General features: G+C 36.2%; 16 protein-coding genes. 2 read left to right on the forward strand and 14 right to left on the reverse strand.

Features of this window, described 5'->3' with window-relative positions:
- Positions 1-116: 116 nt before the first annotated feature.
- From ACFSR6_RS01090 to ACFSR6_RS01145, 12 genes are all read right to left on the reverse strand, one after another.
- Positions 117-4,163 carry a hybrid sensor histidine kinase/response regulator transcription factor gene (locus ACFSR6_RS01090; protein ID WP_379073882.1) on the reverse strand — a complete coding sequence of 1,349 codons (4,047 nt, stop codon included), beginning with the start codon at positions 4,161-4,163 and terminating at the stop codon, positions 117-119.
- Positions 4,164-4,500: 337 nt separating this feature from the next.
- Positions 4,501-4,686 carry a SelT/SelW/SelH family protein gene (locus ACFSR6_RS01095; protein ID WP_379073883.1) on the reverse strand — a complete coding sequence of 62 codons (186 nt, stop codon included), beginning with the start codon at positions 4,684-4,686 and terminating at the stop codon, positions 4,501-4,503.
- A 268-nt stretch (positions 4,687-4,954) separates the two neighbouring features.
- On the reverse strand, positions 4,955-5,443 hold the full coding sequence (locus ACFSR6_RS01100) for an SMI1/KNR4 family protein (protein ID WP_379073885.1): 489 nt from the start codon (positions 5,441-5,443) through the stop codon (positions 4,955-4,957).
- A 131-nt stretch (positions 5,444-5,574) separates the two neighbouring features.
- Positions 5,575-6,123 carry an exonuclease domain-containing protein gene (locus ACFSR6_RS01105; protein WP_379073887.1) on the reverse strand — a complete coding sequence of 183 codons (549 nt, stop codon included), beginning with the start codon at positions 6,121-6,123 and terminating at the stop codon, positions 5,575-5,577.
- Positions 6,124-6,126: 3 nt separating this feature from the next.
- The gene (locus tag ACFSR6_RS01110; RefSeq protein ID WP_379073889.1) at positions 6,127-6,771 is read right to left on the reverse strand and encodes a hypothetical protein; all 645 of its coding nucleotides are present in this window, start codon (positions 6,769-6,771) and stop codon (positions 6,127-6,129) included.
- 8 nt (positions 6,772-6,779) lie between these two features.
- Positions 6,780-7,388 carry a hypothetical protein gene (locus ACFSR6_RS01115; protein WP_379073891.1) on the reverse strand — a complete coding sequence of 203 codons (609 nt, stop codon included), beginning with the start codon at positions 7,386-7,388 and terminating at the stop codon, positions 6,780-6,782.
- A gap of 277 nt (positions 7,389-7,665) precedes the next feature.
- On the reverse strand, positions 7,666-8,196 hold the full coding sequence (locus ACFSR6_RS01120; RefSeq protein ID WP_379073893.1) for a transposase: 531 nt from the start codon (positions 8,194-8,196) through the stop codon (positions 7,666-7,668).
- 401 nt (positions 8,197-8,597) lie between these two features.
- Positions 8,598-8,843, reverse strand: coding sequence for a hypothetical protein (locus ACFSR6_RS01125; protein ID WP_379073895.1), 246 nt, complete (start codon positions 8,841-8,843; stop codon positions 8,598-8,600).
- A gap of 24 nt (positions 8,844-8,867) precedes the next feature.
- Positions 8,868-9,638, reverse strand: coding sequence for a metallophosphoesterase (locus ACFSR6_RS01130; protein ID WP_379073896.1), 771 nt, complete (start codon positions 9,636-9,638; stop codon positions 8,868-8,870).
- Between the two features lie 17 nt (positions 9,639-9,655).
- Positions 9,656-10,237, reverse strand: a complete 582-nt coding sequence (locus tag ACFSR6_RS01135) for a hypothetical protein (protein WP_379073898.1) — start codon at positions 10,235-10,237, stop codon at positions 9,656-9,658.
- Between the two features lie 471 nt (positions 10,238-10,708).
- Positions 10,709-11,104, reverse strand: coding sequence for a hypothetical protein (locus ACFSR6_RS01140; RefSeq protein ID WP_379073900.1), 396 nt, complete (start codon positions 11,102-11,104; stop codon positions 10,709-10,711).
- A 299-nt stretch (positions 11,105-11,403) separates the two neighbouring features.
- The gene (locus ACFSR6_RS01145; RefSeq protein ID WP_379073902.1) at positions 11,404-11,685 is read right to left on the reverse strand and encodes a SelT/SelW/SelH family protein; all 282 of its coding nucleotides are present in this window, start codon (positions 11,683-11,685) and stop codon (positions 11,404-11,406) included.
- A 425-nt stretch (positions 11,686-12,110) separates the two neighbouring features.
- Between ACFSR6_RS01145 and ACFSR6_RS01150 the strand changes: the two genes are divergently transcribed.
- Positions 12,111-12,527, forward strand: coding sequence for an SRPBCC domain-containing protein (locus ACFSR6_RS01150; RefSeq protein ID WP_379073904.1), 417 nt, complete (start codon positions 12,111-12,113; stop codon positions 12,525-12,527).
- Positions 12,528-12,531: 4 nt separating this feature from the next.
- Here ACFSR6_RS01150 and ACFSR6_RS01155 read toward each other — a convergent pair whose 3' ends face one another.
- Together ACFSR6_RS01155 and ACFSR6_RS01160 are read right to left on the reverse strand one after the other, a co-directional pair.
- Positions 12,532-13,623, reverse strand: a complete 1,092-nt coding sequence (locus ACFSR6_RS01155; protein ID WP_379073906.1) for a PepSY-associated TM helix domain-containing protein — start codon at positions 13,621-13,623, stop codon at positions 12,532-12,534.
- A gap of 3 nt (positions 13,624-13,626) precedes the next feature.
- Positions 13,627-15,978: a TonB-dependent receptor gene (locus ACFSR6_RS01160; RefSeq protein WP_379073907.1), complete on the reverse strand. Its 2,352-nt coding sequence runs from the start codon at positions 15,976-15,978 to the stop codon at positions 13,627-13,629.
- A 162-nt stretch (positions 15,979-16,140) separates the two neighbouring features.
- Between ACFSR6_RS01160 and ACFSR6_RS01165 the strand changes: the two genes are divergently transcribed.
- Entirely contained in the window at positions 16,141-16,929 is a 789-nt protein-coding gene (locus ACFSR6_RS01165) for an SDR family NAD(P)-dependent oxidoreductase (protein WP_379073909.1), read from the forward strand.
- Positions 16,930-17,282 lie beyond the last annotated feature (353 nt).

Here is a 17,282-nt window from a genome sequence, read left to right on the forward strand (position 1 = left end):
TTCATTTGGTAAAGCCGAAGTACCGAAATTTTTAAGCTTTACACGGGGGGCTAAATCATACTTTGCAGGGGGCGTTTTAAGATAAACACCCTTTAAAGGCCAAAATAGCGTAACTTTTATGTGGTGGCATTAATATTATAGTATTTATGGAAGCTTCTCCGGTGTTTTTTTATAAACTCAGACGGGGTTAACTTAAACAGCTTTTGAAACTGCTCTCTAAAGTATTTGCTGTCATTTATCCCCACCCTGAAGGCGGCTTCATTAATATTTAAATTGGTATTAATTAACAGCTCAGCTGCCTTTCTTAACCTGATAAAACGGATAAAACCATTTATAGACTGCCCTGAGGTAGCTTTAATCTTTTTATAGAGGTTAGAGTGGCTCATTCCAAGATCAGATGCCAGTGTTTTTACATTAAAGCTGTCTTCCATCAGATTTTCTTCGATAATGGTAATGCATTTTTGAAGAAAGCCTTTATCCTCCTGCGATACTTTGTGTGCATCACTCTTCAAAGTTATTTCGTTGTAGAAATAAGACTGGAGATTGGTCCTGTTTTTAATGATACCATTAATTTTGGCCGTAAAAAGCTCTTTATCGAAAGGTTTGCTGATAAAATCATAAGCACCAACTTCAATTCCTTTAAGTTTTACCTCCGGACTAGGATCGCCGGTAAGCAGGATTACCGGAATATGGCTCAGGGCAGAATCTTCTTTAATCGCCTTACAGAGTTCGATGCCGTTTAGGCCATCCATGTTTACATCCGATATGACAATATCAGGCAGGTATTCCTTACAAAGTTTCAATCCCTCTACCCCATTCTCGGCCTTGTAAATTTTGAAATTATCCTGAAAAATGTGTTTTATGTAATCAATAATATCCAGGTTATCATCAATAACCAAAATCGAGTGTAAATCTGAGATGAGCAATTCGAGATTACCCATTTGCTCGGCATCATTATTTTCTTCAGCTTCTTCTTCCTGCGCAATCAGTTCATTTACATAGGTTAGTTCGTTCTGGAAAACGCCATTATGCTGCAAGTTTGGTTCCCCTACCGGAATATCGATCAAAAATATGGTTCCCTTCCCCTGATTGGAACGGAACGAAATTTTACCCTTATGCAATTCCACAAAGTTTTTAGCTAAATAAAGTCCGATACCGAAGCCCATTTTTAGCGATTCGTTCGACATCACCTTATAAAATTTATCGAATAATTTTTCGCCCACATGTGCCGGAATGCCGGGACCGCTATCACTCACTTCAATCTGCACGCGCCTGCCAAGTGTTTTAACACTAAATTTCACAAAACCGCCTTTAGGGGTAAACTTAAGTGCATTCGACAGCAGGTTAAAAAAAACGATTTCGAGTTTGTCTTTATCTGCATAAATATCCAGCTCTTCTTCTTCACATTCAAAAGTGTATTCGATATGATTCTGTTTCGCCAGGTAATTAAAACAAAGAAAAATCTCTTTTGTAAATTTATACAGGTTGATCCTAACAATTTTTAGCGCGTCGTTTTCGCTTTCTGTCTTTCTGAACAGCAATAATTGATCTACCAGGCTTAATAACCTTCTCGAGTTGCGGTACACTACATTTAAATCATTTTTCTCTGTTCCGGCTTCTTTTTTGTTGATGATATCTTTAATCGGATTAACGATTAAGGTTAAAGGGGTTCTAAGCTCATGCGAAATGTTGGTAAAGAAATTTAGTTTCTTCTCATTCAGGTCTTTTTCACGTTCCATTTTAAGGTTGGTAAGTTCGACCTCGTGCTTGAGTCTTCTTTGCCGGTTGCGGTAAGTTTGAAAAAGATAAAATAAAGATGAGCCTAAAATCAGGTAAATGGTATAAGCCCACCAGGTACGGTACCAGGGTGGCAAAACAGTAATGATTACAATCTTTTCGTTATTACTCCAGGCACCTTCAGTATCTGTACTTTTAATGTGCAATTTATATTGGCCCTCATTCAGTCTGGAATAGTAGGCCGTACTTAGTTTATTTACATAATTCCAGTCTCTATCCCAACCTTCGAGATAGTAGGCATAAGAAATCTGATCCTGAAAAGAGAATTCTATTGCTGCATAATCGATAGAAATCACTGCAACGCTAAATGGGATGTCTATTTTTGCTAAATCTACAACTGAAATATTGTGGTAACTTGAATCCTGATCGAGTGGAACATTATTGATCCTAAAATCGGTTAACACGATTTTTGGTACGCGTTTATTTTTCTTAATGCTATCAGGCGAAAACATGCTGAAGCCGCCAATACCACCGAATAAAAAGTTACCGTTCGATAGTTTTAATGCAGCATTGTAATTAAACTGATTGCTCTGTAAACCATCTGTGGCATAATAATTTTTAAAGCTCTGGTGTGTAACATCGAATTTTGACAGGCCATTGTAGGTACTGCACCATAAATTACCTTGCAAATCCTGCAGGATATTCAACACAGAATTACTGGGCAAGCCATCACTTTGGATATATCGCTTTATTTTTTGGGTTTGCGGATTAAAAAGTAATAGACCTCCCCCTTCGGTACCAATCCATATTTGATGGTTAACCCCCTCCTGAATAGCCCTAATGGCAAAGTTGATCTTCGTATACCGGTGTTTTTTATTTATTGGATCGATCTGGATCAGTTCGGTATAGTTCCCTGCCCAGAGCCTGCCTTTCGAATCCTGAAACAGGCTATGGATATCTTTTAAATTGTGGTCAAAAAGTTCAAATTTATCGGCATTTTTATTATAACGGTACAATGCACCGCCTTTAGTGGTACCTACCCAAATATTTTGCTGTTTGTCTTGATAAAGCTTCCAAATATTGATGTCGTAAACACCTTTAAAAGTATTATAACAGTTATAATGAACAAATTTACCGGTTGTTTTATTAAAACGATCTATTCCCCCGTTAAAACTGGCTACCCACACATTGTGATCTGCATCGCTTAAAATACTGGTCACAAAATTACTGGTTAAAGAGTTCGGATCGCCGGTTTTGGCATAATTGGTAAAAGTATTCTGTTTTCGGTTCCAGACACTTAAGCCTCCACCATCAGTCCCGATCCAAATGTTTTTGTTTTCATCTTCACTAAAGGAGAGTACAAAATTGTTAATTAAGGAATTACTTTTTAACGGATCATGCTTAATAGTGGTAAACTGCTCGTTTTCAGGATCAATAATGTTAACCCCACCACGTAAGGTGGCAATCCATTTTCTCGATTCCCGGTCTTCATAAACCTGGGCCACAGAGTTACTGCTCAGTAAACCCTTTTCTTTTCCTGAAGACAGGTAATCCGTTTGTTGTTTTTTCGTATTGTATACCGCAATTCCGCCGCCATCAGTAGAAATCCAGAGTTTTTGTTGCCGGTCAAACAATAACCCCATAATGTTCTCATTACTCAAATGCTGGTTAAACCTGGTAAGGCTGTTTTTGGCTTTATCAAACTGAAAAAGCCCCCTTTCTGTCCCTATCCAAAGTATCTGTCCGGCACCTTTGGTAATGCAGGTTGCCGAACGTACGGCAGTGGTTACTAAACGGAGGGTCTTTCTGTCGCGATCATACCTGCAAAGTCCTACATCCTTAATAAAAAGCCAAAGGTTTTGGTCTTCGTCGATATATAAAGCTTTTACGGTAAAATCGAAATTTTTACCAAACGGTATCCGTTCTGCAACATCACTATTCTTTTTGAGCACGAACAGGCCTTTTTCTTCAGTAGCCACATAAACGGCCAAAGCCTGACTTATGGCTATCGAATTAATGGCATAACTTACTTTATTTTTTACACCTTTATCCAGATAAATCAATTGATGAAACTTGGAATCGGCATAATCATAGTAGGAAATTCCCTTTTGTGTGCCTACCCAAACCCTGTTATTTTCATCCCCGTTCAGGACTGTAATATGATTATTTATCAATGAGTGTTCATCTCCCCACCCATTTCTGAAAACTTTAAAGTGATAGCCATCGTAACGGTTCAACCCATCATAGGTACCCATCCACATAAAGCCATAATGATCTAAATACAAGGAATTTACCACATTATTGGATAAACCGCTTTCTACCCCTAAATATTTGATGGGAACAGCTGTGGGCTGAGCTAAACAAATACCTGTGCCTATACACAAAAAGAGTACGAAGCAAGCAGAAATTTTCTGAAAATTGAGCATAGAAAAAACCGTACCGGACTATACTTGGTAAGAAACGAATATACATATTTTATTAAAACTCCATTGGCTGTTATAGCTTAGGATTATATAGTGAAAACAGTATAACTTCTCATACGCTTAGTGCCTGTTCAAAAAATAAATACGTTACTGTATGCCAAAAAGTGATGAGTGTAATAACCAGGGGCTAATTTAGATCTGATTATCATACTTTCGATTAATGAAAAAACCATTCGAGTGGACTCTGCCATAGCGACTTATTGGTTTGCAGTGATTTAGAACGAAATCTAAGTGTTAGAATGCAGAATAAGCTGGTTGAATGAAATATTAAGAACAAAAATCACTTAACATCAGAATGTCCGAGCTGTTTTGAGGGATTTACTTCATCACGAACGAGCTGTTTTAATTCTTTAATTTCTGGAAAGCGTTGCATCTGCTTTCTATCGAAAATTAGTTTATTGTTAACATAAACAGTAAAAACGCCTGATGTTTCCCCTCGCTGGCGCACGCGTGTCGCGTGTGCCATTTTTACCCCAACTCTTCTAATTCTATCAACCCTTTGCCCCCACTATAATCTATTGCGCTGCTATATTTCCAATGCCAGGCCTCGTTAACAAAACCTGTCGCTACCGGATTATTATACAAATAATCTACTTTTTGCTCAATAACAGCTATACTCCATATAGTTAATATGTCTTTTAAAATGTTGTAGCTTTTATTTCACACATGGCACGCGTGCGCCAGCGAGGGGGGCTATTGAATCAAATATATAATACAATATTTATACCTAATGACTAAAATGGATTTCTACCCTCTTTTTGCCTATCAATTCTATGATTAATTAATTCGGAAAGTGATTTCACAGAAACAGAATGGATCCAATCCGGAAAATTAACGCCTCCTCCAGAATAAAGTCCTTCGTAAACAAGGGGATCTTCGCCTTCATCTAAATAAATAAAAAGAAATTGATCACCTTGATTATAAACATCAACTGCGTAAAATGGTCTTGAAATAATTCTACCTTGTATCGACATAATTCGCCTTACGTCTTCCTGCAATTCTTGTTTAGTATCGAATGTTCCATAATCTAAAACATAACAAAAAGCACCTGCTAAAAACAACAATTCTTTTAATACTTTAGGAAAAGCATTACCGTTATTATATAGTTGTTCTAATGCCGCAATTTCTTCTAAAGCAATAGGCTCGATAGTGAACTTGTATTCTGATTCATTTGGATTAGCGTCCGGATTATCTCTTAAATAACCTAAATATTGAATTTCCATATCGTTAAAATAGAACAGGCCATAGCTGAAAGCAATGACCTGTTAAATCGTATTTTAAAAGCTGAATATTGATAACAAACTATTTTTCATAAACATCACACATATACAAACGTGGGTGTAAGACAAGAAAATTAATTACTTAAAATCTGGTTTAATATTTTAGCAATGTTAAATGCATCATCCACTCCGCGGTGGTGGATGCCTTTTAATGGGATATCCAACATTTTAAGTGCACCTGCCATTCCTTCCTCATGGCCCAATTTATTTTTTAAGGCAAACAAAGTTTTAACATTAATGTGCGATGGACCAAAAGGAAAGCCAACACCCATAGCAGCACATTGACGTTGAAATTGTTTTAAATCGTAAGCGCCAAAACTTGCCCATACCCTTTTTTGAGATACATATTCTTTTCTTAATACGGAACAGGCCTCTCTAAATGATATTCCATCTTTAGCAACCATTTCTGGTGTAATGGTGGTAAGTCCGGTACAAAATGGACTAATAACAGATCGTTCTGGTTTGATCAAGATCCCCCCGTTATCTGTTATCTCTCCAGTTTGTACATCCACTAAACAGATACCAATTTCGATGATATCGCTTTCCATGCCCGCACGGGGTGCTCCTTTCCAACAGGTAGCTTCTACATCAATGATGATGATTTTATCCAACAGGTTTGGCATGGTTTAAATATTTGGGGACTCTGGCAAGAAAGGATAGGCAGAATGATAATAGGGGTGATCATCCCATGGGAACAGTTGCTGTCCCTGGGTATCCAATAAAAACTCTGCTAAACTAGGTGCCTTATAATAATCAAAATAATTGTTGATATCTACAATCGTATTGACATCTCCGTTTTGTTCATAAACTATTCTAAGTAGCCTATCTTTATATTCATCCTCAAATTCATTCAAGTAATAAAATTTAATAGACCTATCTTCAAGAGAATTGGTTATAGGATTAATCCCACCTAAAAATATAAGCCGATGTTTGTTGTCATAAACCTCTTTACTTTTAAATCGTAAAACCCCTTCTTTATTATACTCTTCTATATCCCATAAATTAAAACCATTTTTACTTTCTTTATTAAGATATATTAAACAGCTTTTATTTTCTATAACACTTGTATTTTGTTCAACAATAACTTGTTTATCTTCTCCATCATCTAAAAAATAACTGATGACCGTTTGATTCTTTGTTTTACTACTAATAAAACTTTCTATAGTTTTTATTTCATTGTCTTGGTAAGTTATTTTATTGTACTCATTTAGTTCTTTTACTTGCTGATCAGTTATAAAACTGCCGATACTATTTTTGTATTTAATCTGCATTTTAAATATTATACCAAAGGTGGTAGAAATTGAGCGGTAAGGTAATAATTATACATTTGGTCTGTTAAAACAAATTTTTCCCTGATCAAATGTATGTTGTCTTGATGAAACTCCTCGGTATCATAATCACTCATATAATTAAATTCACAATAAAATAAGCTTCCATCTGCATTATAATGAAATGTACAGTAATGTGTACTTCTTTCGTCTTCGTAGTGTCCTAGATGTTTTGTAGTTTCTTCGAAAATTGGCTGATTTGAAACAATATCAATTCCTTGAAAACATATTATTTCATTATCTTGATCGATCAGAATTTTAAACTCACCTATCTTAATATTTCCTAAATATACATTTGTATTTTCAATTAAATAAGTGTTATAATTTTGTCTTGTAATTATATTGTATCCCACTCCAGATGACGATAATATCCCAATAGCATCCTCTTCCGTTTCATTCTCATCACGATAATAGTTTATCTTTCTTATTTCCTTGTCTTTAAAAATTTCAACTTTTTTCTTTTCTCCATTTGGTAAAATATAAATTTTTTCAAACTTATTAAGTTGGATTGCTTGTTGAGGGCTAATTTCTTCTCCTAAATATTGATATTTCAAATTCATCTTTTTAATTTAAATTAATTTTCTTTTCCGGAGGAAGACTTCTAATCAAATCATCCGAACTGTAAATGTTAAAATCGAATTTTCTATTTGTAGTTACAGGTTGTAAATTTTGAGGAATTGCCTTTAACTCCTGTTTCAAAATATACAATCTATTATTTTCTATCCTGAGCATGCATTCAGGTCTAATTTTACCTTCACTAAATGATGTTTTGAATGCCCAATTCTGGCGCAAGTCTTAGCGTCCCGGCCCTAAGCAGCGGCCTGACTTGTGCCGTGGTTAAACCAATAGATCAATTCCAATCAATCCTTTCCCTCCTTCGTAATCTATAGCACTACAGTATAAATAGTCTGAGGCATTTGCCACCAACCCAGCCTCAACTGGATTATTATGCAGATAATTAATCCGTTCTTCGAACATATTCGAATAAGGATCTAATTCGATGGGATGACCATCCTGCCGCCAAAACTGAAAGTTTTTATTATTGCTGTTTTGTTGCCCGGCTTTAGCAAACAAGTAAAGCATCCATTCTTTTCTGCTTTCAATCGAACAGTCTTTTATTTCCTTTAAGATCCTAACTGCTGAATACTTCTTTAAATCGCGCATAATATTAGCCAATAAATATCCCTCTCTGCTACTCACAATTAAATGTACATGGTTGCTCATAATTACCCAGGCATGCAGATTAAGGCCTTTTTCTTTTCTACAATAAGTTAAACTTTCCAGTAGGAGGTCTGTAAACCGTACGTGTAAAAACATCAATCCAGCCCACAACTGCAAAAGAAACAAAGTATATTGCTGTTGAATCATGAAACTTATATTTTATACTCATGATTAAAGATAAATGATTACAAGAGATAATAAAGCATTTAAAAGCACAAGTCATACAGCGCACCGCCTTGCCCGCTAAGACTTGCGCTAGTAAGGGGTTCTATGCTTGCAGTTCACAACTTTATACTTGCAGTTGGTAGTTCAGAGCCTGCAGTAGTGTTGATTATTTTCGGATTGAGAAAGAAGAGTCAATTGGAGATTGTACAAGAATCTCTTCATTCTCTTAGTATCCATTGATTTAAGTATTGTCCTTACCTGCGCTTTGGCAGTATATTAAGATCAATAATGAAAGCACAAGTCATCCGGCCCCGCTAGCCTCGACACTAAGACTTGCGCTAGTAGGGGGTACGCAAGCAACATTGCCAAGGGCATAATAAACATTATTCAAAAAAGAGATTTTCCCATTTTTTGTCTATTTTCAAATTTAATTCTTTCATTATGCATAAAATTTTTAAAGGAGTATCAAAGTTTCTCTCAACCCTCATTAGAGTTAACTTTCCTCTTTTACTTTGAAAAATAAGACTTGAAAAACTATATCTATTGGCAATTTCATTGAAAAAATTTACATCTTCATCGTTAATTGATTTTGTTAATTTTTCTATTTCTGAAATAATTATGGGGTACATTTTTTTGAAATATAAAAAACCATCTTACAATTCATTTAGGTATTTTTTGACTTCAGCATCTTCAACATATGATAATTTGTTCTTTAGTTTCTCGAATTTTTTAAATTCCAACAGACTCCACTTTTTTTCCTTTAGAATAGGTAATTGCCATTTCTGTTGTTCTTCTCTCCAATAATCATTCTTTGAATGGACTTGATGAATTATTTGTCCGGGAAACTCTACAGCAGTTAATAATCCACCATGACATGCGCCCGTATCTATTCCAATTGTATTATTGTATATTTTGGGATAGTTGCCAATTACGGTATGCCCGTAAACAATAGTCTTTTCCCCAAAATAAAAATCATTCCAAAAAGTATTGGGTTTGAGTTTTGATTGCATATACTTCTCGCCAGCAGTTGAGCCAGACAAAACACTATCATTTTGATCCTCTAATTTTTTATCATATTCCAACGCAGCATGAACAACAATTAAATCGTCAAATTCAAAATAATATCTTTTGTTCTTTAACCATTCTATAAATTCTGGATATTCGTTTTTAAACTGAAGCTTAACAATTTCTTGAGCATAAGAAAGAACTCCATTTAGATGTTTTCTTTCGTGATTTCCCATAAGAATTTTGGCATTGGGTAAATCTCTAAAAAAATGGTATACCTCTAAAGATTTATTACCCCTATCCACAATGTCACCAACTGATATTAACAAATCATGCTCATCAAATGCAATTTTGTCTATAAGTTCTAATAACTCATCATAGCATCCATGAATATCACCTATAACAAATATTCTATTCATTTAAACATTACAAAAATTTACGCAGGAATTAAAGGCTCTGAAAATTGATAATATTTAAAACCCTGCCAAGTAAAGTCCAAATCAGGATCTACACCGATATTTTTGGCATAGAAATCAGTTTGATATTCTTGGGTTTTATTTATAAAAAAGCATGTACCATCTTCATTATAATCAAAAGAATAAATCTCTATTCCATTCTGGTCATAATATCTTTTAATTGTATTAGAATGAATAATTGTATTTGTTTCAGCATTATAGAAATGTCTACAAATTATTTCTTTAGAAGTATGGTGTTCTAAGAATATCTGCTTGTCAATTAAATTACTATTTTGGTAAGCTAAACATTCATATGAGACATAATTACCTAGTTGTGTTGTTATTTGAAAAGAAGCATTTGAATCTAAATTTAATATTGAACTAATTTCATTTTTTGAAGAAAGATTATAAGACGTTCCCAGCAAAACATCTTTTGAATAGCTTTCTATCCAAAGTAAAATGTCATTTTCATAAACTTTGACTTGATAGTTTTCAAGTTGACTTGCTTGTTTAATTGATATTTCATTACCAAGATTATTAGTATATATATGTTTATTGCTCATTTTAAATATGGTAATGTATCAAATCCTTGTTGCATGCTAGCGCGCGTGCCGCGTATACCTTTCCAGAATGCATCGACACAATTAACTGTTGTGAAATTTACAAAGTATAATCCTTTTTTATCATGAAACTTATATTTACGGCTCATTTATTCTATGGAATATGGTTCAACAATAAAAACTTATTTCTTTATGTCATATTTACTCGTTGCCAGATACAATTCAACATACAAAGATAGATTTTAGCTATATTCAATAATATCTTCGATTAAATATAGGAAATAGAATGTTTTTTAATATGATATTTAGCCACTTAGTATCCATAATATAAATATCTTAAAAATCAAAGAAACCGTGGCAATGGCGGTCTTTTAAAATGTTGTAACTTTTATTCTCACACGCGGCACGAGTGCACCAGCGAGGGGAGGAAAGATATAGTAACGAATTATTATTGAGTGTAGACTTCATAGGCGTCTATTTATTCGATAGATAATGTTTATAAGGAAGTGAGTTTAAAAAAAGTTTCCACTCTTCTAAAATATCTAGAAAATCCTGTAAAGGTAGCACCACGTCATCACCTCCTCCCAAATTAAAAATAGCCCTAGCTGGTGGAGAATATATTTCGACTATTTCCTCATAACTACCAATAATGGTATAGCCATTAGTGTTAGAGTTAAAAGCATTGAGGCTTATTATTTCATCTATAACCCAATCAACGCCCCTTGGACCAAGGGAGTCCATGAAATTAGCCACAATTGCATAGATGGTTGAATCATTCGATTTGAAATCAGAATAAACATTAGGGATTTTTGTTCCATCATCATTCGGTATCACTCTAAAATTTAGATGATATTGTTTCGCTTTTTTCATATATTTTTCTTTACAACACAAATTCGAAATAACTGTAATGATCATTAAATGCATTCTGAAGATTATACCTATGATAATTTCCCCTCGCTGGCGCACGCGTGCCGCGTATGCCATTTTTACCCCAGCTCTTCTAATTCTATCAATCCTTTGCCCCCACTATAATCTATTGAACTGCTGTATTTACAATGTCAAGACTCGTTAACAAAGCCTGTTATTACTGAATTATCATGCAAATAATCTGCTTTTTGCTCAATAACAGCTGTACTCCATAATTCTATTAGCTTATTATCATCAATTGATTATTTTATATCAGAGTGTCCAAGATTCATGCTTGGATTCACCTCATCTCGAACGAGCTGTTTTAATTCTTTAATTTCTGGAAAGCGTTGCATCTGCTTTCTATCGAAAATTAGTTTTTCGCCTACATGAACAGTAAAAACGCCCGATGTTTCACTGGGGATTAATGTTACCCCCTTTATATCCTCGACAAAAGTGGTTAAAATTTCTTGTGCCAGGTAAGCAGAGCGTAACATCCAGCCACATTTTGGGCAGTAGGTGATATTAACAAGTGGTTTTTCCATTTTAACTTTTTTACAAGGGTACAAAAAAATCTGGATGGAGAGAAAATGGTCTTACGCCTGAGTAAGCATCAGGATTCATTTGCATTTGTTAGCAACTATCTTCTTATTATCTCGGATGCTGTTATTCAACCCTGAACAAAATGAACCAAACAAGTATATTCCATTAAAGGTTATCTAAAAGAAAAAAGGGTAACCACATCCATGTTTACCCTTTTTCAATTTTCCCGTGTTAAAGGAACTATAAGTACATCAATAAAGCATTTTTTGTTTGCTTTAGCTATATAATCATACACATTTAATCTGAAAACAGATGGCAGATTACGGTCTTATTTAAAATAAGATCCTTTTATGTTGCGCTCAAATCGCCCTTTAATTTGTCGCTAATGACCTCCTGAAAGTAGAAGTGAACCATTAATTTAGCCTGTATGAACAAGAATGCTTTAACAGCTGCAATTGAGATAAACCAACCGGTTGAGCTGGTATGGGAAATCTGGAATGAACCCCAACACATCATGAAGTGGAATGCTCCGTCAGATGAATGGATCAACAAAAAAATTGAAAATAACCTGGTATTAGGTGGTGGTTTTTTATATGCTATGGCCAGAAAAGACGGAACCGAAAGTTTTGATTTTAGCGGAACGTATACCGAAATTATTGAGCACGAACGAATTGCTTATACATTAGATGATGGCCGGCAAAGCCTGATCACCTTTACAGGAAATAACCCTGTTATACTTACCGAAATCTTTGAGCCTGTTGCAGATCTTGATTTCGCTATGCAACAGGCGTTTTGCCAATCGGGGCTGAACCAGCTTAAAGCGTATGCGGAATCAGCCCTATAGATTTTTACGCTTTCTTTTTGCGCTTTTTCCCTTTTTTCAACCAGATGATAAAACCGGTAACCGGCAAACTTGCTGCCACCAAAGCCGCTAAAAAAGAAAGAATTTTACCCGGAAGCCCCAATAGCCTGCCTGTGTGCAGATCGTAATTGGTAGCTTCAATCAAATCGGCGCCGTTAAAATCTTTATACAGTTTGGCCCTGATCATGGTGCCTGTAGCTTCCTCGTAAAAAAAGGTATTCTGCCTGCGTGCCCAACGGTACGGGTAAATCATTCTTAACCGCAGCTCACCCTTACCGCGCAGCGAAAAACTGGTGGAAATAGCTCCGGGATATTTCGTTTTGGCTTCGGTATAAATTTTATTGTAGCGTATAAATAACGGATCGATATGAGCAGGCTTAGCTGAAACAATGGTTTTGCCCTGCCCCAATTTACTTCCGGTAAAAAAGCTGGCTGCATTTTTCACTTCCTTAAAAGCAAAGTACAAACCGCTCAAAGCAGTAATCAATAACACAACTGATGCATAAAAGCCTAAAACATTGTGTAAATCGTAATTAAGGCGTTTAAATGATGCTTTTCTTTTAATGGTTAAGGATTGTTTTAATAAGCGCATCTGTCCGGGAAACCAGAGAATCAGTCCGGTGATGAGCATCAGCACAAAAATCACCACCGACCATTGTACGATAAACTTACCGGTTTTACCTAACAATAGCGAGGTATGGATATGTTCTACAACCTGGAGCCAATCTTCTCCTCCTCTTTTTATTAACGTGGCATCATAGGGGTTAAAATAGTAAACTTTTCCCTTTTTACTGGTAAGTTCGACTGTTGCATTTGGCAGTGCATCTTCAATTCTGATCAGCCTTAATTCATCTTTAGGCGAAAGTTTTTCGAATCCCGAAATAACTTTATCTAAACCTATAAAAGGCTTCTGTTGGAGACTTACATAGCGGTAATCTTTTTGCGTTAAATCCCTGATTTCTTCTTCAAAAACATAAAGTGCTCCGGTAATACTGATGATGATGACAACCAGTCCGGTTGCCAGGCCTAACCATAGGTGGATGTTCCTGATGGCATTTTTAAACTTCCTGTTCTTCATTATTTAAAAAGCATAACCCAGCGACAGGTTAAATCTGCGTCCATTACCCCTAACATAATTTACATTGCTACCATAAAACTGCGAAATAGCAGGATAATAAACTTTATTCAATAAATTTTCTATTCCTAGCGTTAGTTTTAACGGTTTTGTAACCTGGTATGCTGCCGCCACATTAAATAAATTGAAGGCTTTTACCGGACCTTCGCCAATTAAATATTTACCGGCAGCATTGGTTTTAAAACGGTCGCGATTTCCTACACGCATCCAGTTTACGTCTAAACTCAAGTTTTTAATGCCCGAATACTTCAGGTAAACCGTAGTTTTTGATGGCGGAATACGGGTAGTGTTTAAGTACACATCTTTCTCCCCGTTAAAATTGCCATCGTTATCTACATCGCCTTTACCCTCTACTTGTGCATAGTTACCTCCGATACTCAGCTTCTGTAAAACCTGATAATCTGCCTGGATTTCAAATCCATATACACGCTCGGGGATACGTTGAGAAATATAAGTACCATTTACCTCTAACAGGTTGGCTCCCAGCTTAGAAGTGCTGTAATAATAAGCTGCACTGAAATTCAGCCGACCTATACTGCTGCTAAAACCAGCTTCATAATTATTTACAATAATTGGTTTGGTTTCTAATTGCGATAAGGTATTGCTTTTTGCCGCCCTTAATACCCTGCCTAACTCAAATACGGAGAACGATTGCGCATAACTGATAAAAGGATTAAAAAACCTGAATTTCGAATAACGTGCTCCGGCATTAAACACCAAAGCATTGTAATTTAATTTACCGCCCTGTACGGCTATGCTTCCTGCACCGTTTGCACCGGTAGCCAGGGTGTTAAAATCATCTACATCAATGTTAATATTTTCGATCCTCAGGCCTCCTTTTATCGTTAAATCATTGATTAATGTCGCAGAAGCCTGCAAATAGGGTGCAAAGTTCACCATATTCATATTAGGCACCCATAAACGACCATCGGTTAAACTTTGAGCAGTTTTATCGTTCATTAAATCCAAACCATAGTTCAATTGCAGAGGTACCCGATCTGTAATGCTAAGAGGTGTATTCAGGTTTACCCTAGCCCCCTTTTTGGTAGAGGTAATGGCCGATTGCCCCCCTCCGAAAAATGATGCCGAGTTCGAATAAATGGTATAAAAGTCCTGGTAATATACATTGGCCGTTAAATCGGTTCTACCGAAAACCTGCTGATGGGTATATTGTAAATTGGCATTATGGTTAAATCTTGTCCCTTCATCTTCCCCCAATCTTGTCCCATAGATACCAATGGCTGGCGATTGACCATAAACACCCTCTTTGGTGATGTATTTAGAATGTTGTCTGGAGCTGAAATAATTATACATCACCTGCAAACGCTGTTTTGGGTTAAAGTTGTACCCAAGCTTTACAAAACCGTTATAAGACCTGGTTTCACCCAAACCGTATTCAGGCGAGATCACCAGCCCCTCCGCATCGCGATAAACGCCGGTTTTTTCGAACATCCCACTTACCAGGTAATCAAATTTACCTGTTTTACCATAAAGCTGTTGCGAAAAACGGTAGCCAATGGTGCTATCGCCTTTTAAGTTTCCAGTAATTCCGGCCTGAGAATACCCTCCGAATGATTTTCCATCGTCGGCTTTTTTGGTAATGTAATTAATTAAACCACCTTCTGCTCCATTACCGTAAATTGCGGTGGCACCCTTAATTACTTCAACACGCCCGATAACTAAAGGATCTATACTGCGGATATCCCTTCCTCCTGCCCTTAGTGGAGTAGACTGCGGAATACCATCAATTAATACCAAAACGTTTCTACCCCGTAAAGTCTGACCGGAGTTACCCGTTTGATTGGTAGAAAAACCTAATCCCGGTACACTGTAAGAAAGTATGTTCGCCAAATTCGGACTAATGGCCGATTGAGTATTCAATTCCTTAGCAGTAAGCACCGTGACCGACGATGGTGTTTGCGATAACGACTCAGGCCTCCTGCTTGCCGAAACAATTACATCATTTAATCCTTCAGCCTGTTCTTTTAAAACAAATGTTATCCTTGTTGTATCATTTGCAACAACAGATACCTCCTGTTCAAATTGGTTGTAACCTGTAACCGAAACTTTAACCTGTTGGTTCCCGGCAGGAACAGCATGTAATTTAAATGCACCTGTTTTGTCGGAAGTGGTTTTAAGATGCTGTTTTTTAACCTCTATATTGGCAAAAGGTATACTATTTCCTAAAGAATCTACAACTTTTCCACTAATTATTCCCTTCCCTGTTTGGGCGAAGAGTGAAACGGCGGATAGCATCATAAAAACTGTGGCAAAAAATTGTACGTACGGATGTTTCATTAAAATTATAAAATTTCGGCAAAGCTAACATTATTTAGACTTGTTAAAAATAATAACTCAAAAAAGATTGCCATTGGTGTTTAATCATTCATCATTTTAAAATAAATAAGGCATAAGATTTATTTTATTTGATATTTGCGTTAAACCATTTTGATTAAAAACATGTTGGAAACAAAGATGAAATATGCATTGATAACCGGAGCCAGTAAAGGTATTGGCAAATCTATGGCCATTGCACTGGCCAAAAGAAAAATCAACCTGTTGCTTATTTCACGCTCTGTTGATGAGCTGAATGTTTTACAAACCGCTCTTAAAAACCAATATGGGATTGAAGTACATAGCTTAGCGATAGACCTTAGCCAAATTGAAGCCCCTAAGGCCGTGTTAAACTGGGTAATGGAAAACAATTATGCCACTCATATTCTGATTAATAACGCGGGATATGGCTTGTGGGGAAAATTTGGAGAACTGGATTTAGCTACTCAGCTAGAGATGTGTCAATTAAATATGACTACTGTAACGGCATTGTGTCATTTATTGCTTCCGCTACTGTCTACAGAAAAAAAAGCATATATACTTAACGTTTGCAGTACCGCGGCCTACCAGGCGGTACCAACCTTAGCCATCTATTCTGCTACAAAAGCCTTTATTCTATCATTTACAAGAGCGCTAAGGTTCGAATTAAAGGATGGCCCCGTTTCGGTGAGCTGCCTGAGCCCTGGTCCTGTTGATACGGGTTTTGCACAACGTGCAGGTTTGGATGCTTTTAGCAAAATGGCTGAAAAGTTTAACATGCAGCCAGACAAAGTAGCCGAAATTGCCATTAAGGGCCTATTCGCCGGGAAAGCTGAAATTATTCCGGGTTTTACCAATATCATCAGTGTATATGCCAACAGGATTTTACCAAAAGGATTTATCGAAAAAATGGCCGCAGGTATTTACAAAACTTAATCTTATAGTTCAGCTATAGCTAGTTATTTTTCATTAAATCAACTGTATATAGTTAGGTTTATAATTTAATACCATTGCCTTGTTTTGTGTCTTTTCGTCCCGTACATCCTTATTTATTCCATTGGTGTCTTACCGGTCGAAATAGAATCAGGAAATGAGCATGCAGTAGTTCTTGGTGGTGTGTAGTCCCGCTTTACGCTTTACTCCGTTGCACTTCGTGTTCGCTGCAATCCCTTAGGTTTGAATATTCTTAAAAATATTTAAGATTTACATTAAAACCTTAACGGCAGTGCTGCACTTTGCTTCGCGATCTAGGTTAAAGACCTAAAACCCGTAACAGAGCACTGCCGTTT

The organism is Pedobacter vanadiisoli (assembly GCF_042684385.1).
Classification (GTDB): Bacteria; Bacteroidota; Bacteroidia; order Sphingobacteriales; family Sphingobacteriaceae; genus Pedobacter; species Pedobacter vanadiisoli.